The organism is Ideonella sp. (assembly GCF_041918995.1).
Lineage (GTDB): Bacteria > Pseudomonadota > Gammaproteobacteria > Burkholderiales > Burkholderiaceae_C > Ideonella.
On sequence record NZ_JAYRUN010000005.1, the window covers coordinates 140,747 to 163,729 of the forward strand.

A 22,983-nucleotide genomic window follows, 5' to 3' on the forward strand; every position below is an offset into this window, starting at 1 on the left:
GCGTTCAGGGCTGGGTGAAGCGGTCTCCGGCGGTCACCGGGTCCCGCACCTGGAGGATGAGGGCGTAGGACACCCGCTCGAACACGCGGAACACGAACAGCAGCCCATGGCGCTCGTCCGGCAGGCGGATCATGGCGCGATCCGGGTCGGTGGTGTCCACGCGCTGGGTGCCGGCGCGCCACAGCGCCAGCACGTGGCCGCGTTCCATGCCGTCGCGGGCGCCGCGGTTGAGCGAGACGATCTGGTTCTGGCCTGCGTTCAGGCCGTCGCCGTACACCGAGATGATGCGGCCGGCGATCGGGGCGCCAGGCGCATGGGGCGCGAAGGGCTCCACGTCGCGGCTGGGTGTGGGGGCCAGGCGGTCACCGACGTTGACTTCCTCGCGCAGGTGCGTCACGAGGATGGTGGAGGGCACCAGCTCGGACTTGCCGTCCGGCAGGGGGCGGACCTCGCCGTCGCGCACCTTCTCCGCCGAGCCCACGAAGCGGGCCTCGAAGCCAAGCACTTCCTTGGTGTCGGGGTCGGCCAGCGGGCGCGCCTCGCGGAACAGCTGCCAGTGGCGAGCGGCCGACAGGTCGCCGCGCACATAGGCGTTCTCCCCCTTGGACACCAGCACGCGGCCCTCTTGCGTGGCCACCACGCGCGGTGCCGCGGCCAGGCTGTCGCTGTCCAGCACGATGGCTTCGTTCAGGAAGGGGCCGATCAGGTGCATGGGCACCGACGCGATCGCGTCGCTGGGCAGCGGCTCGGCGCGCACGCGCGGCGAGAGCTTGCCGTCGCCGCTGGTCTCGACCGGCCGTCCGGTGCGCAGGCGGGCACGGCCGCCGGTCTTGTCCAGGTAGAGCACCTGGCCGGGATAGATGAGGTGCGGGTTGCGGATGTCGTCGAGGTTCATGCCCCACAGCTCAGGCCAGCGCCACGGGCTGCGCAGGAAGATCTTGGAGATATCCCAGAGCGTGTCGCCGCGCTTGACTGTGTAGCTGTCGGGCGCGTTGGGGGACAGCTCCGACAGCGGCACGCCGGTCTCGGCCACCTGTTGCGCGGTGGAGCGCTGCTGCGGCGTCACGGGCCATTGGGTGGCGCCGGCCGAGGCGGCTGCCAGCCCGAGCGTGGCGGCCGCCAGCCAGGTGGACAGAGGCGGGAAGGGCGGGCGCACAGATCGGCTCATGAATGGTCACTCCCGGGCAGCGAGCCGGAAATCTTTGGCGATGCAACAATCCCGGGTGGGCGCTCGGCGCCAAGCCAGGCGCGGCCGCCTGCGTGCTCAAGCCGGTCTCCCACCCGAACGAAAAGCTTAAGAAGCTCGGCAAATTCTGCCCCTAAAGCCTTGATACCGCCAACAAATCGGTTCGCAGGCTGCAACCCTTTGTCACGACCTGCCGCGTTACGCGTTGCGTGACGAGCACAATTTCTCACCCTGCTGTCCATGGCCCAGCTCCCCATCCTGCGCTACCCCGATCCCCGACTGCACACCGTTGCCGCACCGGTCGCGGTGGTGGACGACACCGTGCGCCGCCTGGTCGACGACATGCTGGAGACGATGTACGCCGCCGAAGGCGTGGGCCTGGCCGCCACCCAGGTGGACGTGCACCAGCGCGTCATCGTGATGGACACCTCGGACGACCGTGACCAGCCGCGCGTGCTGATCAACCCCGAGCTGGTGCGCACCAGCGAGGACATGGTGGTGGGCGAGGAGGGCTGCCTGTCCGTGCCCACGGTCTACGACGCTGTCCCGCGCCATGCCCGGGTGACCGTGCGCGCGCTCGGCCGCGACGGCCAGCCTTACGAGTTCGACGCCGAGGGGCTCACGTCGGTGTGCGTGCAGCACGAGATGGACCACCTGCTGGGCAAGGTGTTCGTGGAGTACCTCAGCCCGCTCAAGCGCGAGCGCATCAAGACCAAGATGCTGAAGAAGGCGCGCGACGAGCAGAAGCGCCGATGAGTGGGTCCGTCCGCTCGGCGCTGCGCGTCGCTTTCGCCGGCACGCCCGAGTTCGCCGCCGTGGCGCTGGCCGCCATCCACCAGGCGGGTTTCACGGTGCCGCTGGTGCTCACCCAGCCCGACCGGCCGGCCGGCCGCGGCATGAAGCTCACGCCGTCGGCCGTGAAGCAGTTCGCGCTGGCGCAGGGCCTGCCCGTGGCTCAGCCCCAGGGCCTGCGCCTGGACGGGCGCTTCGCCGATGACGCCTGCGCGGCGCAGGCCGCACTGCAGCAGGCCGCCCCCGACGTGATGGTGGTCGCCGCCTATGGCCTGATCCTGCCGCGCTGGGTGCTCGACCTGCCCCGCCTGGGCTGCCTGAACATCCACGGCTCGCTGCTGCCGCGCTGGCGCGGCGCCGCGCCCATCCACCGCGCCATCGAGGCGGGGGACGCCGAGACCGGCATCACCATCATGCAGATGGACGAGGGGCTGGACACGGGCGACATGCTGCTCGTGGCGCCTGAGCCGATCCGCCCCGACGACACGACCGGCCGGCTGCACGACCGGCTCGCCGCGCTAGGGGGCCGCCTCATCGTGCCGGCGCTGGACGACGCGGCGGCCGGTCGACTGCGTCCCGTCCAGCAACCCGAGGTCGGCGTGACCTACGCCCACAAGATCGGCAAGGCCGAAGGCGCCATCGACTGGCGGCTGCCCGCAGCGCGGATCGAATGCCGGGTGCGCGCGTTCGACCCCTTCCCCGGCGCCAGCTTCGCCTGTGGCGGCGAAACGGTGAAGCTCTGGCAGGCGGCGCTGCGCCCCGGCGTGCACGGCGAGCCCGGTGCGGTGCTGCATGCCCGCGACGGCCGCCTCACGGTCGCCTGTGGAGATGGCGCGCTCGACCTGTTGCAGCTGCAACGCCCCGGCGGCCGGCGGCAGGACGTGGCCGCCTTCCTGCAGGCGCATCCGGCGCTCGCGGGCACGCGGCTGCCCGGTCCCGGCGCGGACCGCGGTTGAACTTCCCGGCCCCCGCCCGCATCTGAGCCGGTATCCCCATTGACGCGCGCCCGCCGCGGCGCGAAGGCCCAGGACACCATGTTCAACCTGCTGAAGACCGCCGTGCTGATGGCGGCCATCACCGCCCTGTTCATGGCCATCGGCCGCCTGCTGGGAGGCCAGCAGGGCATGGTGCTCGCGCTGGTCATCGCGCTGGGCATGAACTTCTTCAGCTACTGGTTCTCGGACAAGCTCGTCCTGCGCATGTACAACGCGCAGGAAGTGGACGCTCGCTCCGCGCCGCAGTTCTACGCCATGGTGCAGGAGCTCGCCGAGCGCGCGCAGATCCCGATGCCACGCGTGTACCTGATCCAGGAAGACGCGCCCAACGCCTTCGCCACCGGCCGCAACCCCAGCCATGCCGCGGTGGCGGCCACCACCGGCATCCTGCGCACGCTCACCGAGCGTGAGCTGCGCGGCGTGATGGCCCATGAGCTGGCGCATGTGAAGCACCGCGACATCCTGATCTCCACCATCAGCGCCACCATGGCCGGTGCGATCTCGATGCTGGCCAACTTCGCGATGTTCTTCGGCGGCCGCGATTCGGAAGGCCGCCCGGCCAACCCCATCGTGTCCCTGCTGGTGATGCTGCTGGCGCCCCTGGCAGCCAGCCTGATCCAGATGGCCATCAGTCGCGCGCGCGAGTTCGAGGCCGACCGCGGCGGCGCCGAGATCTCGGGCGACCCGCAGGCGCTGGCCTCGGCGCTGCAGAAGATCCACCGCATGGCGCAGGGCATTCCGCTGGAGGCCGCCGAGCGCCACCCCGAGACGGCGCAGATGATGATCATGAACCCGCTGTCCGGCGGCGGCCTGCGCGGGCTGTTCTCCACCCACCCCAGCACCGAAGAGCGGGTGGAGCGCCTGATGGCGATGGCGCGCACCGCGCGCTGAGACGGCGGGTGCGGGCGGCGAATGCGGCCCTCAAGCTGGCGGCGCGGTGGTCGATAAAGCCGACAGTGCCTCGTCCATCCGCCGCCCCTGCCATGCCCCGCCTGCCTGTCATCGCCGTCCTCGCCAGCCTGCTGGTGCTGTCCGGCTGCGACCTGCTGGGCATCGAGGGCGCCACCGCCATCGCCGCCCGCAAGGAGGCCGAGGGCAAGGCCATCGGCGCAGCCTGCCGCAATGCCGCCCGCGCCATCGAAGATTGCTACACGCTGAACAGGAAGGCCGACAAGGCCGCCGTCTACGCCGGTTGGCGCGAGATGGACGACTACATGCGTGAGAACAAGCTCGAGCCGGTGCCGCCGCAGCTGACGCCCGACGTGGCCAAGCCCAAGGCCAGCGACGAAGACGAGGAATCGGCCGTGGCCGAGGACGAATCGACCAAGGACGGCACGAAGCAGGCCAAGGCCTCCCCGCGCAAGGCGGCGGGCCACTGACCGTCCCTGCGCGCCGCTCCGGGGAAACCCCTGGGCGACAATCGGCGGATGCCCGATGCCGCCGTCCCCGCCCGCCCGATGTGGCGCCACCCCGAGTTCCGCCGCGGCGCGCAAGAGATGACCGGCATCGCGCTGGGCCTGGGCGCCTGGGGCCTGGTCACCGGCGTGGCCATGGTCAAGAGCGGCCTGGGCATTCCGCTGGCGCTGCTGATGTCCTTCGTGGTGTTCGCCGGCAGCGCGCAGCTGGCCTCGCTGCCGCTCATCGCCAGCGGCGCCCCGCTGTGGGTGGTGTGGGCCACGGCCACCTGCGTGAACCTGCGCTTCGTGATCTTCAGCGCGGGGTGGCGCCCCTACTTCGCGAACCTGCCGCTGCGCCAGCGGCTGCAGTACGGCTACTTCACCGCCGACCTGAACTACGTGATGTTCATGCGGCGCTTTCCTGAGCCAAAGCCAGCCCCTGAACAGGCGCCCTACTTCTGGGGCGGCGTGGCGGTGAACTGGGTGACCTGGCAGCTCATGGCCGTGACGGGCATCGTGCTGGCCGAGCGCATCCCCACCGAATGGGGCCTGGGCTTCGCCGGCACGCTGGCGCTGCTCGGGCTGACCGGCTCGCTGCTGTCCGACCGGGCCACCTGGATCGCCGCGGCCGTGGCCGCCTGCGCCTCGGTGGCCGCCTTCGCGCTGCCCTTCAAGCTCAACATCGTGGTCGCCATCGCGGCCGCGGTGGCCGTGGGCATCCTGCTCGACCACTTCAAGCCGTCGCTGCCGGACGGGGGGCGCGCATGAGCACCTGGGAAGCCATCGTCGCCATCCTCGGGCTGGGCGTGATCACCGTGGTCACGCGCTCGTTCTTCCTGCTGCCCGAGCGGGAGCTGCCCATTCCCACCTGGCTGCGCGAGGCGCTGCGCTACGCGCCGCTGGCCGCGCTGGTGGCGGTGATCGTGCCCGAGGTGGTCATGACCAACGGCCAGCTCATCCACACGTGGCAGGATGCGCGGCTGTACGCCGCCGCCGCGGGCGCCCTGTGGTACTGGCAGCGCCGCGGCATCCTCGGCACCATCCTGTGCGGCACGGCGGTGCTGCTGGCCCTGCGCTTCGGCCTGGGCTGGTGAGCAGGCCGCGCGCCGACGCCCATCCGATTTCTCTACAACGTCTAGTCACCACCATGATGAAAGTGCTCCGTTTCGCCGACCTCGTGGCCCAGGGCCAGGTGCAGGGCAAGCGCGTGTTCATTCGCGCGGACCTCAACGTGCCGCAGGACGATACCGGCCGCATCACCGAGGACACCCGCATCCGCGCGTCCGTGCCGTGCGTGAAGATGGCGCTGGACGCCGGCGCCGCCGTGATGGTGACCAGCCACCTCGGCCGCCCCACCGAGGGCGAATTCAAGCCTGAGGATTCGCTGGCCCCGGTGGCCGAGCGCCTGGGCGAACTGCTCGGCCGGCCGGTGAAGCTGGTGTCCGGCTGGGTCGAGGGCGTGCAGGTGGCACCGGGTGAGGTGGTGCTGCTCGAGAACTGCCGCCTGAACAAGGGCGAGAAGAAGAACAACGAGGAGCTGGCCCGCAAGATGGCCGCGCTGTGCGACATCTTCGTGCACGACGCCTTCGGCACCGCCCACCGCGCCGAGGCCTCCACCTACGGCATCGCCCAGTTCGCCCCCGTGGCCTGCGCCGGCCCGCTGCTGGCGGCGGAGATCGACGCCATTTCCAAGGCACTGGCCAACCCGAAGCGGCCGCTGGTGGCCATCGTGGCGGGCTCCAAGGTGTCGACCAAGCTGACCATCCTGCAGTCGCTGGCGAAGAACGTGGACGGCCTCATCGTGGGCGGTGGCATCGCCAACACCTTCATGCTCGCCGCCGGCCTGAAGATCGGCAAGAGCCTGGCCGAGCCCGACCTGGTGGGCGAGGCCAAGGCCGTGATCGCGGCCATGCAGGCGCGCGGCGCCGCGGTGCCGATTCCCGAGGACGTGGTGTGCGCCAAGACCTTCGCCGCCGACGCGCCGGCCACGGTGAAGGCCGCCACCGAGGTGGCCGACGACGACCTGATCCTCGACATCGGGCCGAAGACGGCAGCCCGGCTGGCCGAGCAGCTCAAGGCCGCCGGCACCATCGTCTGGAACGGCCCGGTGGGCGTGTTCGAGTTCGACGCCTTCGCGCAGGGCACCGAGACCATCGCGCGCGCCATCGCGGCCAGCGACGCCTTCAGCATCGCCGGCGGCGGCGACACCCTGGCGGCCATCGCCAAGTACGGCATCGAGCAGGACGTGGGCTACATCTCCACCGGCGGCGGCGCCTTCCTCGAGGTGCTGGAGGGCAAGACCCTGCCGGCCTTCGAGATCCTGGCCAGGCGCGCGGCCTGAGCGACTGAGCGCCCCGCCCCCCGCCGCCGCCCCGCCGGCGCGCCGGGGGGGCGGCGCCCCGGCATGCCGGCATCGGGGCATGCCGATCTTGCATGCTGCGGTCACCACGCACCCCGGTGCGGCGCCTGAGCCGTTACCCTGCGCGTCCCGCCGGGCCCGCCGGCCGAGGGACCGCCCGAGGAGACCGCATGCACCCCGACCTGACCCCCGCCGAGCAGGCGCTGCGCGACGCCGCGCTGGACTACCACCGCACGCCCACGCGGGGCAAGATCGCGGTCACCCCCACCAAGCCGCTGTCCAACCAGCGCGACCTGTCGCTGGCCTACTCCCCGGGCGTGGCCTATGCCTGCCTGGCCATCGAGGACGACCCGTCCAAGGCCGCCGATTTCACCTCGCGTGCCAACCTGGTGGGCGTGGTGACCAACGGCACGGCCGTGCTGGGCCTGGGCAACATCGGCCCGCTCGCCGGCAAGCCGGTGATGGAAGGCAAGGGCTGCCTGTTCAAGAAGTTCGCCGGCATCGACGTGTTCGACATCGAGCTGGCCGAGAACGACCCCGACAAGCTGGTCGAGATCATCGCCGCGCTCGAGCCCACGCTGGGCGGCATCAACCTGGAAGACATCAAGGCGCCCGAGTGCTTCTACGTGGAGCGCCAGCTGCGCGAGCGGCTGAACATCCCCGTCTTCCATGACGACCAGCACGGCACGGCCATCATCTCCAGCGCCGCGCTGCTGAACGGCCTGGAGCTGGTGGGCAAGGCCATCGGCGAGGTCAAGCTCGCCGTGTCGGGCGCCGGTGCGGCGGCCATCGCCTGCCTCGACCTCATGGTGAGCCTGGGTGTGCAGCCGCAGAACATCTTCGTCTGCGACTCCAAGGGCGTGATCCGCGAGGGCCGCGGCGACACGCTGGACGCCTCCAAGCTGCGCTACCGCCAGGCCACGGACGCGCGCACGCTGGCCGACGTGGTGGCGGGTGCCGACGTGTTCCTGGGCTGCTCGGCCGCCGGCGTGCTGACGGCCGAGATGGTGAAGACCATGGCCGATCGCCCCATCATCCTGGCGCTGGCCAACCCCGAGCCGGAGATCCGCCCCGAGGTGGCCAAGGCCGCGCGGCCGGACTGCATCATCGCCACCGGGCGCTCGGACTACCCGAACCAGGTCAACAACGTCCTGTGCTTCCCGTACATCTTCCGCGGCGCGCTGGACTGCGGGGCCACCCGCATCACCGAGGCGATGAAGCGGGCCTGCGTGCACGAGATCGCGGCGCTGGCCAAGGCCGAGACGAGCGACGAGGTGGCCGCCGCCTACGCCGGGCAGGAGCTGCGCTTCGGGCCCGACTACCTCATCCCGACCCCCTTCGATGCGCGCCTGATCCTGCGCATCGCCCCGGCCGTGGCGCGGGCGGCCGCCGAGTCCGGCGTGGCCACCCGCCCCATCGCCGACCTGGCGGCCTACCGCGACTCGCTGGCGCAGTACGTGTACCAGACGGGCATGTTCATGCGCCCGGTGTTCGAGGCGGCCAAGGCCCGCCCGGCGCGCGTGGTGTACGCCGAGGGCGAGGACGAGCGCGTGCTGCGGGCGGTGCAGGTGGTGAAGGACGAGGGCCTGGCCCAGCCCATCCTGGTGGGCCGGCCGGCGGTGGTGCAGATGCGCATCGAGCGCGCCGGGCTGCGCCTGAAGCCGGGCGTGGACTTCGAGCTGGTGGACCCCGAGGACGACCCGCGCTACCGCGCCTGCTGGGAGGACTACCACCGCCTGATGGGGCGCGATGGCGTCTCGCCCGAGGCGGCCAAGGCGGCGCTGCGCCGCTCGAACACGCTCATCTCGGCCATGCTGCTGCGCCGCGGTGACGCCGACGCCATGCTCTGCGGCCTGGTGGGCCGCTTCGACGCGCACTTCGAGCATGTGAAGACGGTGATCGGCGCGGGCCGCCCCACCGGCACGCTGGCCACCATGAACGCCATCATGCTGGAGCAGCACACGCTGTTCATCGCCGACACCTTCGTCAACGAGGAGCCCAGTGCCGAGCAGCTGGCCGAGATCGCGCTGATGGCCGCCGAGGAGGTGCAGCGCTTCGGCCTGCCGGCCAAGGTGGCGTTCCTGTCGCACTCCATGTACGGCTCGTCCACCCGGCCGTCCGCGCGCCGCATGCGCGCGGCCCGGGACCTGTTCGTGCAGCGCGCGCCGCACATCGAGTGCGACGGCGAGATGCACGGCGACGCGGCCCTGTCCGAGGCCATCCGCCGCGCGGCCCTGCCCGAGACGAGCCTGAGCGGCGCCGCCAACTTGCTGGTGCTGCCCAACATCGACGCGGCCAACATCCTGTTCAACGTGCTCAAGGTGACCGGAGGCCGCAACGTGACGGTGGGGCCCATCCTGCTGGGCGCGGCAGCGCCGGCGCACATCCTGACGCCCTCGGCCACCATGCGCCGCGTGGTCAACATGACGGCCCTGGCCGTCACCGATGTGGCGGCGCAGCGCGCCGGCCGCGGGCTGTAATGGCGGTGTAACCCCGGCGGCTGGCGGCTGTCCATAATCGGGTTCACCCCAGCACAGACGAAAGCCGCCCCCGCCATGACCCGCGCCACCAAGATCGTCGCCACCCTCGGTCCCGCCTCCAGCGACGCCGCCATCCTGGAGCGGCTGATCCAGGCGGGGGTGGACGTGGTGCGGCTGAACTTCAGCCATGGCACCGCGCAGGACCACATCGACCGTGCCCGCCTGGTGCGCGAGTGCGCCGCCCGGGTGGGCAAGCCGGTGGCCCTGATGGCCGACCTGCAGGGCCCGAAGATCCGCGTGGGCAAGTTCGCCGCCGGCAAGGTGATGCTGGTCAACGGCAGCCCCTTCGTGCTGGACGCCGCCCGCGCCGAGCCGGGCGACGAGGAAGGCGTGGGCCTGGACTACAAGGAGCTGCCGCGCGACGTGAAGCCGGGCGACACGCTGCTGCTCAACGACGGCCTGATCGTGCTCACCGTGGACCGCGTGGCCGGCGAGCGCGTGCACACGCTGGTCAAGGTGGGCGGCGAGCTCTCCAACAACAAGGGCATCAACAAGCAGGGCGGCGGGCTGACCGCCCCGGCGCTCACCGCCAAGGACATGGAGGACATCAAGACCGCGATGAGCTTCCAGTGCGACTACCTGGCGGTGAGCTTCCCCAAGAACGCCACCGACATGGAGATGGCCCGCCAGCTGGCCAACGTGGCCGGCGAGCCCTGGCGCCACAAGCCGGCGATGATCGCCAAGATCGAGCGCAGCGAGGCCATTCCGCACCTGGAGGCCATCCTCAAGGCCAGCGACGGCATCATGGTGGCGCGCGGCGACCTGGCGGTGGAGGTGGGCAACGCGGCCGTGCCCGCGCTGCAGAAGCGCATGATCCGCATGGCCCGGGAGCTCGACAAGCTCACCATCACCGCCACGCAGATGATGGAGTCCATGATCCTCGCGCCGGTGCCTACCCGCGCCGAGGTGAGCGACGTGGCCAACGCGGTGCTCGACGGCACCGATGCGGTGATGCTCAGCGCCGAGACGGCGGCCGGCAAGTTCCCCGTGGAGACGGTGGAGCACATGGCGCTCATCGCGCTGGAGGCCGAGCGGGCCGAGGACGTGCAGCTGGACGCGGACTTCACCAACAAGCGCTTCGGCCGCATCGACCAGTCCATCGCCATGGGTGCGCTGTTCACCGCCCACCACCTGGGCTGCAAGGCGATCCTGGCGCTCACCGAATCGGGCTCCACCGCGCTGTGGATGAGCCGGCACAACATCCACGTGCCGATCTACGGGCTGACCAGCCAGGAGCGCTCGCAGTCGCGCATGGCGCTGTACCGCAACGTGCGGCCCATCCTCATGCCCAACTACAGCGACCGCGACCAGGCCCTGGCCGCGGCCGAGCGCTTGTTGATCGAGCACGGCGTGCTCAAGCCGGGCGACACCTACGCGATCACCTGCGGCGAGCCCATGGGCTACCCCGGCGGCACCAACATGCTCAAGGTATGTCGGGTGGGTTGACCGTTCTCGCCGCCTAGGCGGCGCGGGCCAGGTCGATCATGGCGCGCACCTGGGGCGAGGCGTTGTGCACCTCCAGCGCCAGGCCGGGCGCCTGGCGGCCGAAGACGCGGAACAGCTCGTCGGCGAAGCCCTGGCCGATGCGGTCGATGCCGGCGAAATCCAGCTCGGCACGGCGAAACTCGGTGAGGCGCGCGGCCACGCGGCGCGCCTGGGCCCGCGACTCCAGCCCCGCGTCGTCGCGCTGGATGAGCCTGAGCGGCAGGCGCGTGCGGTCGATGCCGTAGCCCGTGCTGTCCAGGCTCGCCGAGCGCATCACCTGGTCCAGCGTGCGTTCCGTGTCCAGCGCGATGGCCAGGTAGATGGCACTGCCCTGCGGCCGCACGGCGCGGCCCGCCTTCCAGCTCATGGGGTCCCACTCGCGGTGCTGGAACGCCACGGCGTTGGCATGCAGGTCGAACACGTCGGCCAGGCGCGAGGTGAAGTAGAGGCCCCGGCCGGTATGGCGCGCGGGGTCGCTGGTGAGCCGGCCCTTGGCGAGCTCCAGCATGGCCATGGCGGGGTCATCGATGCCGAAGGCCTCGCGCACCTTGTCGAACAGGCCGCGGCCGTCGTCGCACACCAGCAGCTGCAGGTGCGCGGGCGTCTGGCGCATGGACACGGTGACGCTGTGGCCGCCGCTGTGGTCGATGGCGTTGTTCAGCAGCTCGGTGAAGGCATGTTGCGCCATCTCGCGCACATGGCGCGGCAGGGCGAACCAGGGAGCGAAATCGCGTGACCAGGGCAGGTCTTCGTCCAGGCCGGCGAGCGGGTAGCGCATCACCACCTGGCGCAGGCGGCCCGGCGCATGGCGCAGGCGTCGGCCGCAGGGCGTGGCGTCCAGCCAGCCCAGCGCCACGAGCTGCCTGAGCAGGGCGCGCGCGCGGGCCGGCGAACAGCCCAGCCGCTCGGTGACGGCCGCCGCCAAGTCGTCCGGCCGCTCGGTCGCGGTGCGGGTGATCCAGGTGCAGACCTGCGGCAGGTCGATGCGGGCAAGACGGGGCATGGGGGGCGTTCCAGCCAGACAGTGGCTCAAGCTGCAGTGTTGGGCCGGTGCGCGGGCCGGCTTGGCGCAATAAGCGGGGCGAAGCCGGCCCATTTCGTGCGGATGTCCGCCATGCCGCCCGCGCCCCGCCGTGCCGGCACGCCCCCTGCTTGTCGGAGCGTGTCGCCGGGGGGCGCCGGTAGAATCGGTGCCCAGTTACGGCGCGATTACATCGGCCGGCCGGCGGGTCCACCCCGATCCCGGCCCGGGCCCGCCCCAGCGCCGGGGCCGCTTCACCATCAACCGATCGAGGACCGTCGACATGCCTCTCGTTTCCATGCGCCAGCTGCTGGACCACGCCGCCGACAACGGCTACGGGATCCCGGCCTTCAACGTCAACAACCTGGAGCAGGTGCAGGCCGTGATGAGCGCGGCGCACGAGGTCGGCGCGCCGGTCATCCTGCAGGCCAGCGCGGGCGCCCGCAAGTACGCCGGCGAGGCGTTCATCAAGCACCTCATCCAGGCGGCCGTCGAGGCCTACCCGCACATCCCGCTGGTGATGCACCAGGACCACGGCCAGAGCCCGGCGGTGTGCCAGGGCGCCATGGACCTGGGCTTCGGCTCGGTGATGATGGACGGCTCGCTGGAGGCCGACGGCAAGACCATCGCCAGCTTCGACTACAACGTGCGTGTCACCCGCGAGGTGGTGGACATGGCCCACAAGCTGGGCGTCACCGTCGAGGGTGAACTCGGCTGCCTGGGCTCGCTGGAGACCATGAAGGGCGACAAGGAAGACGGCCATGGCACCGACGCCACCATGACGCACGACCAGCTGCTGACCGACCCGGAGCAGGCGGCCGATTTCGTCAAGCAGACGCAGCTCGATGCGCTGGCCATCGCCATCGGCACCAGCCACGGCGCCTACAAGTTCAGCCGCAAGCCCACCGGCGACATCCTGGCCATCAGCCGCGTGAAGGAGATCCACAAGCGGATCCCCAACACCCACCTGGTGATGCACGGCTCGTCGTCGGTGCCGCAGGACCTGCTGGCCATCATCAACCAGTACGGCGGCAAGATGAAGGAGACCTACGGCGTGCCCGTCGAGGAGATCCAGGAAGCCATCAAGCACGGCGTGCGCAAGATCAACATCGACACCGACATCCGTCTGGCAATGACCGGCGCGGTGCGCAAGTTCATGGCCGAGAACCCCGACAAGTTCGACATGCGCGAGTGGATGAAACCTGCCCGCGAGGCCGCGCTGAAGATCTGCAAGCAGCGCTACCTGGAGTTCGGCTGCGAAGGCCAGGCCGGCAAGATCCAGGCCGTGCCGCTGTCCGAGATGGCCCAGCGCTACGCCTCCGGCGCGCTGGCCCAGGTGGTGCAGTAAGCTCCACGCCGCCTGCAGGGGCGGCTGCGCTGCCTCGCGAGTCAGGCCCGCGACCCGTCCAGGGCGCGGGCCTCGTCGTTTTCAGGAAGCCCGCCGCCTCGCATGTCGCACGCCGCGCACCCGACCCGCACCGACACCGCCTGCCGCAACTGCGGCACGCCCGCGCCCCTGGCCTATTGCCCCGCCTGCGGGCAGGACACCGCCCCCCATCCGCCCACGCTGTGGGAGTTCCTGCACGAGTTCGTGGGCCACTACGTCGCGTTCGAGGGCAAGCTGTGGCGCACGCTGCGCCTGCTGGTGGGACGTCCCGGCGCGCTGACCGCCGAGTACCTGGCCGGCCGCAAGGCGCGCCACGTGCTGCCGCTGCGCGTGTACCTGAGTGCCAGCTTCCTGTTCTTCATCGCACTGAAACTGGGTGGCGCCGCGCTGCAGGCGGGCGCGCCGGTGGTGCTGGGCAGCGGGCCGGTGCAGGGGGCCATGAGTGCCGCGCAACGCCAGGAACTGCTGGCCGAGATGGGCTGCCCGGCCACGGGTTGCCCCGGCTTCCGCGGCGTCGTGGTGTCGGTGGTCGAGGCCTCGTCGTCCGAGGTGCGGCGGCGGGAGGTGGGCGCGCGCATGCTGGCTGCCGCGCCCTACCTGGTGTTCGCGCTGGTGCCGGTCTATGCCGCGTGGCTCAAGCTGGTGTACCGCCGCCGCCGCATGCGCTACGGGGAGCACCTCGTGTTTGCCTTCCACCTGCACGCCTTCGCCTTCCTCGCGCTGCTGGTGGGGCTGGGGCCGGGGCCGGCTGCCTGGGTGCCGCTGATCGGCATCCCGCTGCATGGCGTGCTCGCGCTGCGCCGGGTGTACGGGGGCGCTTGGTGGGCCACCGTGGCGCGTGCGGTCCTGCTGTCGCTGCTCCACGGGCTGGTGCTGGGGGCCGGGGCCGCAGGCCTGGCGCTGCAGGCCTTGCACGGCTGACGCGCCGGCTGCCCGCATGGGGCCCCACGTACACTACAGGGCCCTTGTTTCCCCTGGTGACGGCATGAGCTCGCCCCTGCTGACGTCCTCCCTGCACTCGCTGCCCCTGCTGGCCCGTGGCAAGGTGCGCGACAACTACGCCGTCGGCGACGACCGCATCCTGATGATCGCCAGCGACCGGCTGTCCGCGTTCGACGTGGTCATGGGCGAACCCATCCCCGGCAAGGGCGAACTGCTCACCCGGATGGCGCTGTTCTGGTTCCAGCGCCTGAAGCACGTGGTGCCCAACCACCTCACCGGCGATGCGCCGGAGTCCGTGGTGGCGCCGGACGAGGTCGCCCAGGTGCGCGGCCGCTCGATGCTGGTCAAGCGCCTGAAGCCCCTGCCCGTGGAAGCGGTGGTGCGCGGCTACCTGGCCGGCTCGGGCTGGGCCGAGTACCGGCAGTCGCAGTCGGTGTGCGGCGTGGCCCTCCCCCCGGGGCTGACCAACGCAGCGAAGCTGCCCGAACCCATCTTCACGCCGGCCACCAAGGCCGAGATGGGCGAGCACGACGAGAACATTCCCTTCGAGCGCATGGCGCAGATGATCGGCCAGCCGCTGGCCGAGCAGGTGCGCCGCGTGGCCATCCGCCTGTACGAGGAGGCGGCGGCCTTCGCGCTGACCAAGGGCATCATCATCGCCGACACGAAGTTCGAGTTCGGCCTGGACACCGACGGCACGCTGGTGCTGATGGACGAGGTGCTCACGCCCGATTCCTCCCGCTACTGGCCCGTGGACGGCTGGACCGAGGCGGTGAAGACGGGCGCCAACCCACCCAGCTACGACAAGCAGTTCGTGCGCGACTGGCTAGAGCAGGCCCGGGTGGACGGGCGCCCGTGGAACAAGCAGGCGCCGGCGCCGGCGCTGCCGCCCGAGGTGGTGCAGCGCACGGCCGAGAAGTACCAGGAAGCCTTCCAGCGCCTGGCGGGCTGAGGACTCGCGGAGCCCGACGCCATGGTTGCCTCCCGCCTGATCGAACGCCTGGACCGCGGGCTGGTCGACGCAACGGACCCGCTGCGCCGCGAGTACCTCAAGGCCGAGCGCGCGGGCGCCCTGGCGCGGCTCGGTCTGCTGTCCGATGCCCGCTTCGCGCTGCAGGGCCTGCGCACGCAGAACCAACGCCACCGCGACGGCCTGCTGGCCGCCTGGATCCATCTGGTGGATGGGCAGATCGACCACTTCGACACCATCGCCCGCGGCGCGGCGGACAAGTTCGGCCGAGCGCTCGCCGAAGCCGAGGCGGCCGGCGACGAGCCGATGCAGGCCCTGGCCTCGGCGTGGCTGGCCATTTGCGCGTTCAACGCATCGGACCTGCCGGCCCTCACCCGCCATGTCGGACGCGCGCTGCGACTGGCGGACGCGGACCACCATGCCGCGCGGGCCCGCGTGGGACTGGTGCTGGCCGACGCCTACCGCTTCGCCGGCGACGACGCCGCCTCGCAGACCTGGTACCTGCGTGCCCGCACGCATGCCAGCGCGGACGGCGACAGCTCCATGATCAGCGTGCTGCTGTACAACCTGGCCACCCACCGGGCGGGCCACGTGGCCCTGGCCGATGCCTTCGGCCGCGCCGACGCGGAGCAGGCGCGCAAGGCCCTGCTGGAGGTGGAGTCCACCGCCAACTACGACTGGGGCACGGGGGTCGCCTCGCTGTCGGCCATGGTGCCGGTGAACCGGGCGCAGCTGCTGGTGGCGCTGGCGCGCTACGAGGAAGCCGCGCGGCTGTTCGACGACCACCTGGAGCGCGCCGCGGCCGAGGGCATGTCGCACCGCGCGGCGCGCCTGCTCGCCGACCGCGCCTGGTGCCATGTGAAGACGGGCCGCGTCGCCCAGGCCCTCGCGGATGCACGGGCCGCGGAGGCCTCGGCCGCCGACCAGCAGGACCCGGACGACCGGGCGGCCGCCTTCGCCCGGCTGGCCGCCATCCATCGCCATGGTGGCCGGGATGCCGCCGCCGCGCAGCTGCAGGCCCTGGCCGACGCGGCACTGGACCAGCACCACGCCGAGCAGGCCCGTCTGCGGACGGCGCTGGACGAGGCCCTCACGGCGCTGGACGAGCCGGCCGGCGTGGCCTGATGCGCCCGCCGCCACGCGGGCGGCAGGCGCGCCAGCTCAGAACAGGGCCATGCTGAGCTTGCGCCGGTACTGGTCGAGCACCGGGTCGCTGGGCGCTGCGGCGGCCTTGCCGGTGATCTCCAGCGTGCCCTTGGCGGCGGCGGCCTCCGGCTTGGCCGGCGCCTTGGTCATGAGCTCGAGGATGGCCACGTAGGTCTTGCGCGCCAGCTCGTCGCTCCACGCCTTGTCGCGCATCAGGATCTCGAGCAGCTCGTCCATGGCGGCGGTGAACTCGCCGCGCGCGAACAGCTGCTGCGCCTTGGCAAAGCGGGCGTCGAAATCGCGCCGGTTGGCGGCGATGGCGGCGTCCAGCTTCGCCACCGGCCGGGCGGCCGGCAGGGCCTCGCAGGCCTTCAGCCAGTGCTCCACGGCGGCCAGCCGGCTGTCCTGCAGCACCTTGCCCGCCACCGGTTCGAAGGCGGCACGCGCCTGGGCCGTGCGCGCCGGGTCGGTGGCGGCGCCGGACAGCAGCAGCTTCAGGTAATCGATCCGCGCGTTGTCGTTCGCCGGGTCGATGGCGACGGCCTCCTGCAGCTTGGCCAGCGCCGCGTCCGGGCTGCCGCCGTCGGCCAGCAGGGCCTCGGCCTCGGCCACCTCGGCGTCGGCCTCCAGCGCGTCCTCGCTGGGCACGTGCTTGTCGAGGAAGGCGCGCACCTGGCTTTCCGGCAGGGCGCCCACGAAGCCGTCCACCGGCTGGCCCTGGCTGAACATCACGCAGAAGGGGATGGAGCGCACGCCGAAGGCCTGGCTGAGCTGGCCGGCGATCTCGGGCTGCTCGTCGCTGTTGAGCTTGGCCAGCACGAAGCGGCCGCCGTAGTCGGCCTCGAGCTTTTCCAGCACCGGCCCCAGCGACTTGCACGGCCCGCACCACGGCGCCCAGATGTCGAGCAGCACGGGCACCTGCATGGAGGCGGCGATGAGCTCGGTCTCGAAGTTCTGAAGGGTGATGTCGATCATGTGTGAACGTGAAGAGGGGACGAACCGTGCAGAAACAAGGGGCAGCCTAAAATCGTCGTTTTGCCGCGATGGAAACCGCCATGCCCGCCGGGGACACCCCACCGTCCGACTCGACCGAACTCCCCTTGCCCACGGGGCGCGACGCGCCGGTCGTCGGCATCGTCATGGGATCGTCCAGCGACTGGGAGACCCTGCGCGGTGCAGCCCAGATTCTCGCCGAGTTCGGTGTCGCCCATGAGGCACGGGTGGTGTCTGCCCACCGCATGCCCGACGACATGTTCGCCTACGCGGAAGCGGCCGAAGGCCGGGGCCTGCAGGCCATCATCGCCGGGGCCGGCGGTGCCGCTCACCTGCCCGGCATGCTGGCCGCGAAGACCGTGGTGCCCGTGCTCGGTGTGCCCGTGGCCAGCCGCCACCTGAACGGCGTCGACTCGCTGCACTCCATCGTGCAGATGCCAAAGGGCATTCCCGTGGCGACCTTCGCCATCGGCGCGGCGGGTGCGGCCAACGCGGCGCTGTTCGCGGTGGCCATGCTGGCCCACCACGACCCGCTGCTGCGCGAGCGGCTGCACGCCTTCCGCGCCCGCCAGACCGAGGCGGCGCGCGCCATGAGCGCGGAGCTCACGTGAGCGGCCGCCCGACGCCCGCCCCGCTGCTGCCCGGCGCCACCCTCGGCGTGATGGGCGGTGGCCAGCTGGGCCGCATGTTCGTGCACGCGGCCCAGGCCATGGGCTACGCCACCGCGGTGCTCGACCCCGACCCGGCCAGCCCGGCGGGCCTGGTGTCGCACCACCATGTGAACGCGGCCTACACCGACACGGCGGCCCTGGCCGAACTGGCCCGGGTGGCGGATGCCGTGACCACCGAGTTCGAGAACGTGCCGGCCCCTGCGCTGCGCGAGCTGGCCGGCCAGCGCCCGGTCGCGCCCGACGCCGACGCCGTGGCGATCTGCCAGGACCGGGCGCTGGAGAAGGCCCACTTCGCCCGCGCCGGCGTGCCGTGTGCGCCCTACGCCGTCGTCGACAGCGCCGAGGCCCTGGCCGCGGTGGAGCCGGCCCTGCTGCCGGGCATCCTGAAGACGGCGACGCTGGGCTACGACGGCAAGGGCCAGGTCCGCGTGGCCGACCGTACCGGGCTGGAGGCGGCCTGGCAGCGCCTGGGCCGCGCCCGTTGCGTGCTGGAGCAGCTGCTGCCGCTGCAGCTGGAGCTGTCGGTCATCGTGGCGCGCGGGGCGGACGGGCAGGCCGTCACGTTCCCCGTGCAGCAGAACCTGCACGTCGACGGCATCCTCGCGGTCACCCAGGTGCCCGCGCCCGATGTGCCGGCCGCGCTGGCCGAGCAGGCGCGCGAGTGCGCGCGTGCCATCGCCGGCTCCATGGGCTACGTGGGCGTGCTGTGCGTGGAGTTCTTCGTCGTGCGCGGCCCGGACGGCACGCCCCGGCTGGTGGCCAACGAGATGGCGCCGCGCCCGCACAACTCGGGCCACTACACCATCGATGCCTGCGACCTGTCGCAGTTCGACCTGCAGGTGCGCTGCATGGCCGGCCTGCCGCTGGTGGAGCCGCGCCTGCATTCCGCGGCGGTGATGCTCAACCTGCTGGGTGACCTGTGGTTCGAGCCTGGCCACATGCAGCCCCGCACGCCTGCCTGGGTCGAGGTGCTCGCGCTGCCCGGCGCCCACCTGCACCTGTACGGCAAGACCGAGGCGCGACGCGGCCGCAAGATGGGCCACCTCACCTTCACCGGCGCCACGCCGCAGGACGCCCTGGCCGTGGCCCGTCAGGCGGCTGCCTGCCTGGGCCTGCCCAGCTTCTGACGCGATGCCGCTGCTCGACGGCCATGACGACGCCGCGCGGCAGCGGGCGGCCGCCCACCTGGCGGCCGGCGAGCTGGTGGCCTTTCCCACCGAGACCGTCTACGGCCTGGGCGCCCGGGCGGACGACGACGCCGCGGTGGCGAAGATCTTTGCCGCCAAGGGCCGGCCGGCCGACCACCCGCTCATCGTGCACGTGCCCGACGTGGCTGCCGCGCGGCAGTTCGCCGCCCGCTGGCCCGAGCGCGCCCAGCGCCTGGCCGAGGCCTTCTGGCCCGGGCCGCTGACGGTCATCGTGCCCCGTGCGCCGGGCCGGGCCGATGCCGCCGCCGGCGGCCAGGACTCCATCGGCCTGCGCTGCCCGGCGCACCCCGTGGCGCATGCACTGCTGCAGCAGGCCGCTGCGCTGGGGGTGCCGGGGGTGGCCGGCCCGAGCGCCAACCGCTTCGGCCGCGTCAGCCCGACGACGGCGGCGCATGTGCAGGGCGAGTTCCCGCCCGAGCTTTGGGTGTTGGATGGGGGCGCCTGCCCGGTGGGCATCGAGTCGGCCATCGTCGACTGCACGCGCGACCGGGCCGTGCTGCTGCGTCCCGGCACCCTCACGCGCGAGCGCATCGAGGCCGCGCTGGGCGGTGAGCCGCTGGCCGCGCGCGACCGCGATGCGCCGCGGGCGGCTGGCACGCTCGAGGCCCACTACGCGCCGCGCGCCAAGGTGCGGCTGATGGATGCGGGGGCCCTGCGGGCGGCCTTGTCCGTGCTCGGCCCGGTGGCCACAGGGGGCACTGCACCGGTGGCGGTATATTCCCGCACACTGGGTGCGCTGCCTGCGGGCATTCCTGCCCGCCAGATGCCGCCCGATGCCGAGTCCGCGGCGCGCGCCCTGTTCGGCACGCTGCGGGAGCTCGACGCCTGCGGCACGCCGCTGATCTGGATCGAAACCCCTCCCCCCGACACCGCCTGGGATGGCGTGCGGGACCGCCTTCAACGCGCCGCGGCTGCCGCCTGATGTCCCACCCGGGCGCGCCCTTCGCCACCGTTCCCCCACCATGAGCCTTCTTCGCCTCGCCTTCCCCCTGTTCTTCCGGCCGGCCCGTCTGGCGGTGGCCGCTGCCATGGGCCTGGGCCTGCTCGCCGGCTGCGGCGGAGGCAGCAGCCAGGTGGATGAATTCGTCCCCGAGCGTTTGCTGGTCTTCGGCGATGAGCTGAGCGTGATCACCCCGGATGGCCGCAAGTACACGACCAATACGGTGGACGACAACGGCATCTACAAGTGCGACAACAGTCCGATCTGGGTGCAGAACTTGGCGGGACACTACGACTTCGTCTTCGCGGAGTGCAATCCCGATGCGATCGGAAATCCGCAGGCCAAGATGTTGGCCCGCGTTGGCGCCAACTCCGATGGTCTGGCGGACCAGGTGCGTGCGTTCTCAACGGGCGACAGCATCCGACCGAATGACCTGGCGACCGTCCTGGTCGGTATGAACGACGTCCTGGAGGCCTACGACGCCTTTCCCACGGAAAGCGAAGAGGTGCTCGTCGGTCGCATCAAGGCCGCCGGCGTGCGCGTCGCACATCAGGTCAATGAGCTGGCCGCGGCCGGCGCACGCGTGCTGGTGAGTACGGTGCCCGACATGGGCCTCACGCCCTTTGCAAGGAGCGAAGACATCGAGTTCGGGAATGCACGCTCACGCCTGTTGACGAGGCTCAGCAGCGAGTTCAACACGGCCATGCGCCTGGAGCTGGTCAACGATGGCAGCAAGTTGGGCCTGCTGATGCTCGACGATCTGATGCGCGCCATGCACCGCGTACCGGGCGTGTACAGCTTGGTGGATGTCGACAACGCGGTGTGCCTCGAGTCGGCGCCCCTGCCCGACTGCAGCAACGCGACGCTCGTCGAGCGGAGCGGCACGGCGGCGACTGGATCGAACTACTTGTGGGCCGATGCCTACCGGCCGGCCCTTTCCATGCACAGCCAGCTCGGATCCCAGGCCATCCGCCGCGCCACCAGCAACCCGTTCTGACGCGGGCTGGTCAGCCCGCCGATCGGCCCCTGGCCCGCAGCTTCACCGCCAGGATGCTGGCGGCCAGCGGCAGGGTGACGGAGTTGGCCGCGATCATGGCCCAGTCGCCGAGGTACAGGCCGTAGCCGAGCCAGCAGGCCACGCCCGCGGTGAACAGGCTGTAGGTGAGGGCGGAGATGCCGCGCACGTCGCGCGTGCGCAGCGTGAGCCAGGCCTGGGGCACGAAGGCCACGGTGGTCAGCGTGGCCGCGGCATAGCCCAGCAGCGGCAGCAAGGTGTCGGACGTCATGGTGCAGCGGGTCGAGGCAGGCGGCGTGCGCAGCACGCCGTGATGGCGGGCGTGGGCGCGCCGGCGCTGCCGGCCCAGCGCACCACCGCATCCAGCGCCGGTCGGGCCGTGCCGGCCTGGGGGTGGTTGATCAGGGCCACCACGATGTAGCGGCGGCCGTCGTCGGCCAGCACGTAGCCGGCCACGCCCGCCACATCGCGCAGTGACCCGGTCTTGAGATGCGCGCGGCCAGGCGCGGCCGCGAAACGGCGCAGTGTGCCGTCGGTGCCGCTCACGGGCAGCGAGGCCAGCATTTCGGGCATCACCCCACTGGCCCACGCATGCTGCAGCAGGCGCGCCAGCGCCGCGGCGCTCACCCGCGCGTCGCGGGACAGGCCCGACCCGTTGTCGGGCACCACCTGGGCCGCCATGTCGTCGCCCAGACGCTCGGTGAGCCAGCTGAGGAGGGCGCCGCGCGCGGCGGCCTGCGTCACGGGCGGCGGGCGCACATACACCGGCGGCGCGGCCGGGCCAGGCCCCGAAGCAGCACCGGACGACATGCCCGGCGCTCCCGGGGCGGCCCCGGGCACCGCCGACGCGGCCGCCTCGGGCGCGGCCAGGCTCAGGAAGAGCTGCTCGGCCATCACGTTGTTGCTGAACTTGTTGATGTCACGCACCACCTCGGCGAGCGGCGGCGACGGCCATTCGAAGAGCAGGCGGGCACCGGGCGGCACGCTGCCGTCACGCACCGCGCCGCCGACGCGGCCGCCCAGGTCGCGCCACAGCCGGGCCACCAGCCGCGCGCCATAACCCGCCGCGTCCGGCACGGCGATGCGCCAGGTGCGCGGGCCGCAGGCGGCCGGCAGGCGGCCGGCGAAGCGCAGCGCGCCGGGCGGTTCGGCGGCCGGCTGCAGGGCGCCCCGCCAGTCGCCGCAGTCGCCCAGTGCCAGCGGCACCGTGTCCTCGTCGGGCATGCCGGCCAGGGCGGGGTCGGCCACCACGCGGGCGTGCAACGAGGCGGGCTCGGGCAGGAACCGGTACTCCACCACTTTCTGGTTGATGAGCAGGGCGTCCGGCTGCACGTTCTGCGGGCGCAGCGGCTCGTTGTCGAACTCGCCCGGGTGGCGGCCGGGCACGGCGAAGAAACCGTGGTCCAGCACGAGGTCGCCGCGGATCTCGCGCACACCCTCCTGTTGTAGCCGGCGCAGCAGCAGCCACACGCGTTCCAGCACCAGCTTCGGGTCGCCCCGGCCTTCGATGTGGACCGAGCCGTCGAGCACCCCGTCCTTCAGCGGCCCGGTGGCCCACACCGGCGTGGACCAGGACCACGCCGGCCCCAGCCGGTCCAGCGCCGCGTACGTGGTCAGCAGCTTGAACAGCGACGCCGGGTTCATGGGCTGGGCCGGTTGCCAGCCCAGGCGTTCGCCTCCGCCCGCCTCCTGCACCACGACGGCGAGCGCACTGGCGGGCACTTTGGCCGCCTGCAGCGCGCCCAGCACCTCCGCCGGCAGGACGGCAGCGCCGGCCTCGCGCGCGGGGGCCTCAGGGGGCGCGGCATGGGCCGGCGCCACGCCGAGCACCGCGGCCAGACCCAGCGCCACCGCGAGCGCCCGGCGGTAGGCAGGCCGGTGCGCACGGGGCGGCGTGGACGAGCGGGTGCAGGGCATGGCGGCATGTTCGCACGGC

22 protein-coding genes are annotated in these 22,983 nt (G+C 72.0%); 17 read left to right on the plus strand and 5 right to left on the minus strand.

Annotation, left to right across the window (positions count from 1 at the left end; translation table 11 throughout):
• Positions 1-4: 4 nt before the first annotated feature.
• A complete protein-coding gene (locus ACE3UN_RS06215) occupies positions 5-1,168 on the minus strand; it encodes a LysM peptidoglycan-binding domain-containing protein (RefSeq protein WP_374674045.1) in 1,164 nt (387 codons plus the stop codon).
• Between the two features lie 258 nt (positions 1,169-1,426).
• On the opposite strand from ACE3UN_RS06215, the gene def reads away from it, so the two are divergent.
• The 9 genes from def (at position 1,427) to pyk (ending at position 10,715) form a co-directional block, all read left to right on the plus strand.
• Positions 1,427-1,942 carry a peptide deformylase gene (gene def, locus ACE3UN_RS06220; RefSeq protein WP_374674046.1) on the plus strand — a complete coding sequence of 172 codons (516 nt, stop codon included), beginning with the start codon at positions 1,427-1,429 and terminating at the stop codon, positions 1,940-1,942.
• 20 nt (positions 1,943-1,962) lie between these two features.
• Positions 1,963-2,934, plus strand: a complete 972-nt coding sequence (fmt, locus tag ACE3UN_RS06225) for a methionyl-tRNA formyltransferase (protein ID WP_374674148.1) — start codon at positions 1,963-1,965, stop codon at positions 2,932-2,934.
• Between the two features lie 78 nt (positions 2,935-3,012).
• On the plus strand, positions 3,013-3,864 hold the full coding sequence (gene htpX / locus ACE3UN_RS06230; protein ID WP_374674047.1) for a zinc metalloprotease HtpX: 852 nt from the start codon (positions 3,013-3,015) through the stop codon (positions 3,862-3,864).
• A 92-nt stretch (positions 3,865-3,956) separates the two neighbouring features.
• A complete protein-coding gene (locus ACE3UN_RS06235) occupies positions 3,957-4,352 on the plus strand; it encodes a hypothetical protein (protein ID WP_374674048.1) in 396 nt (131 codons plus the stop codon).
• Positions 4,353-4,400: 48 nt separating this feature from the next.
• Entirely contained in the window at positions 4,401-5,138 is a 738-nt protein-coding gene (locus ACE3UN_RS06240) for an AzlC family ABC transporter permease (protein WP_374674049.1), read from the plus strand.
• Positions 5,135-5,464, plus strand: coding sequence for an AzlD domain-containing protein (locus ACE3UN_RS06245; RefSeq protein ID WP_374674050.1), 330 nt, complete (start codon positions 5,135-5,137; stop codon positions 5,462-5,464). Before ACE3UN_RS06240 ends, ACE3UN_RS06245 begins: the two co-directional genes overlap by 4 nt.
• 56 nt (positions 5,465-5,520) lie before the next feature.
• Positions 5,521-6,711, plus strand: coding sequence for a phosphoglycerate kinase (locus ACE3UN_RS06250; RefSeq protein WP_374674051.1), 1,191 nt, complete (start codon positions 5,521-5,523; stop codon positions 6,709-6,711).
• A gap of 188 nt (positions 6,712-6,899) precedes the next feature.
• Entirely contained in the window at positions 6,900-9,209 is a 2,310-nt protein-coding gene (locus ACE3UN_RS06255) for an NADP-dependent malic enzyme (protein ID WP_374674052.1), read from the plus strand.
• 75 nt (positions 9,210-9,284) lie between these two features.
• Positions 9,285-10,715 (plus strand): pyruvate kinase, encoded by a 1,431-nt coding sequence (gene pyk / locus ACE3UN_RS06260; protein WP_374674053.1) that lies wholly within the window; start codon positions 9,285-9,287, stop codon positions 10,713-10,715.
• 13 nt (positions 10,716-10,728) lie between these two features.
• On the opposite strand, the gene ACE3UN_RS06265 is transcribed toward pyk, so the two are convergent.
• Positions 10,729-11,757 (minus strand): STAS-like domain-containing protein, encoded by a 1,029-nt coding sequence (locus ACE3UN_RS06265; RefSeq protein WP_374674054.1) that lies wholly within the window; start codon positions 11,755-11,757, stop codon positions 10,729-10,731.
• A gap of 301 nt (positions 11,758-12,058) precedes the next feature.
• Here ACE3UN_RS06265 and fba point away from each other — a divergent pair, with 301 nt between their 5' ends.
• From fba to ACE3UN_RS06285, 4 genes are all read left to right on the plus strand, one after another.
• Positions 12,059-13,123: a class II fructose-bisphosphate aldolase gene (gene fba, locus ACE3UN_RS06270; protein WP_374674055.1), complete on the plus strand. Its 1,065-nt coding sequence runs from the start codon at positions 12,059-12,061 to the stop codon at positions 13,121-13,123.
• Positions 13,124-13,225: 102 nt separating this feature from the next.
• Positions 13,226-14,083 carry a DUF3667 domain-containing protein gene (locus ACE3UN_RS06275; protein ID WP_374674056.1) on the plus strand — a complete coding sequence of 286 codons (858 nt, stop codon included), beginning with the start codon at positions 13,226-13,228 and terminating at the stop codon, positions 14,081-14,083.
• A 64-nt stretch (positions 14,084-14,147) separates the two neighbouring features.
• Positions 14,148-15,056, plus strand: coding sequence for a phosphoribosylaminoimidazolesuccinocarboxamide synthase (locus ACE3UN_RS06280; RefSeq protein ID WP_374674057.1), 909 nt, complete (start codon positions 14,148-14,150; stop codon positions 15,054-15,056).
• 21 nt (positions 15,057-15,077) lie between these two features.
• A complete protein-coding gene (locus tag ACE3UN_RS06285) occupies positions 15,078-16,199 on the plus strand; it encodes a hypothetical protein (protein ID WP_374674058.1) in 1,122 nt (373 codons plus the stop codon).
• 36 nt (positions 16,200-16,235) lie between these two features.
• Here ACE3UN_RS06285 and ACE3UN_RS06290 read toward each other — a convergent pair whose 3' ends face one another.
• Positions 16,236-17,195 (minus strand): tetratricopeptide repeat protein, encoded by a 960-nt coding sequence (locus ACE3UN_RS06290; RefSeq protein WP_374674059.1) that lies wholly within the window; start codon positions 17,193-17,195, stop codon positions 16,236-16,238.
• A gap of 164 nt (positions 17,196-17,359) precedes the next feature.
• Here ACE3UN_RS06290 and purE point away from each other — a divergent pair, with 164 nt between their 5' ends.
• The 4 genes from purE to ACE3UN_RS06310 are packed head-to-tail and all read left to right on the plus strand — an operon-like array spanning position 17,360 to position 21,029.
• Positions 17,360-17,824: a 5-(carboxyamino)imidazole ribonucleotide mutase gene (purE, locus tag ACE3UN_RS06295; RefSeq protein WP_374674149.1), complete on the plus strand. Its 465-nt coding sequence runs from the start codon at positions 17,360-17,362 to the stop codon at positions 17,822-17,824.
• On the plus strand, positions 17,821-19,011 hold the full coding sequence (locus ACE3UN_RS06300; RefSeq protein ID WP_374674060.1) for a 5-(carboxyamino)imidazole ribonucleotide synthase: 1,191 nt from the start codon (positions 17,821-17,823) through the stop codon (positions 19,009-19,011). Before purE ends, ACE3UN_RS06300 begins: the two co-directional genes overlap by 4 nt.
• 4 nt (positions 19,012-19,015) lie before the next feature.
• On the plus strand, positions 19,016-20,014 hold the full coding sequence (locus tag ACE3UN_RS06305; RefSeq protein WP_374674061.1) for an L-threonylcarbamoyladenylate synthase: 999 nt from the start codon (positions 19,016-19,018) through the stop codon (positions 20,012-20,014).
• 40 nt (positions 20,015-20,054) lie between these two features.
• Positions 20,055-21,029, plus strand: a complete 975-nt coding sequence (locus ACE3UN_RS06310) for an SGNH/GDSL hydrolase family protein (RefSeq protein WP_374674062.1) — start codon at positions 20,055-20,057, stop codon at positions 21,027-21,029.
• Between the two features lie 10 nt (positions 21,030-21,039).
• Here the strand turns inward: ACE3UN_RS06310 and ACE3UN_RS06315 are convergent, their stop codons facing one another.
• Positions 21,040-21,318 (minus strand): SemiSWEET transporter, encoded by a 279-nt coding sequence (locus ACE3UN_RS06315; RefSeq protein ID WP_374674063.1) that lies wholly within the window; start codon positions 21,316-21,318, stop codon positions 21,040-21,042.
• Positions 21,315-22,964, minus strand: a complete 1,650-nt coding sequence (locus ACE3UN_RS06320; RefSeq protein ID WP_374674064.1) for a D-alanyl-D-alanine carboxypeptidase/D-alanyl-D-alanine-endopeptidase — start codon at positions 22,962-22,964, stop codon at positions 21,315-21,317. Before ACE3UN_RS06320 ends, ACE3UN_RS06315 begins: the two co-directional genes overlap by 4 nt.
• Between the last annotated feature and the right edge of the window lie 19 nt (positions 22,965-22,983).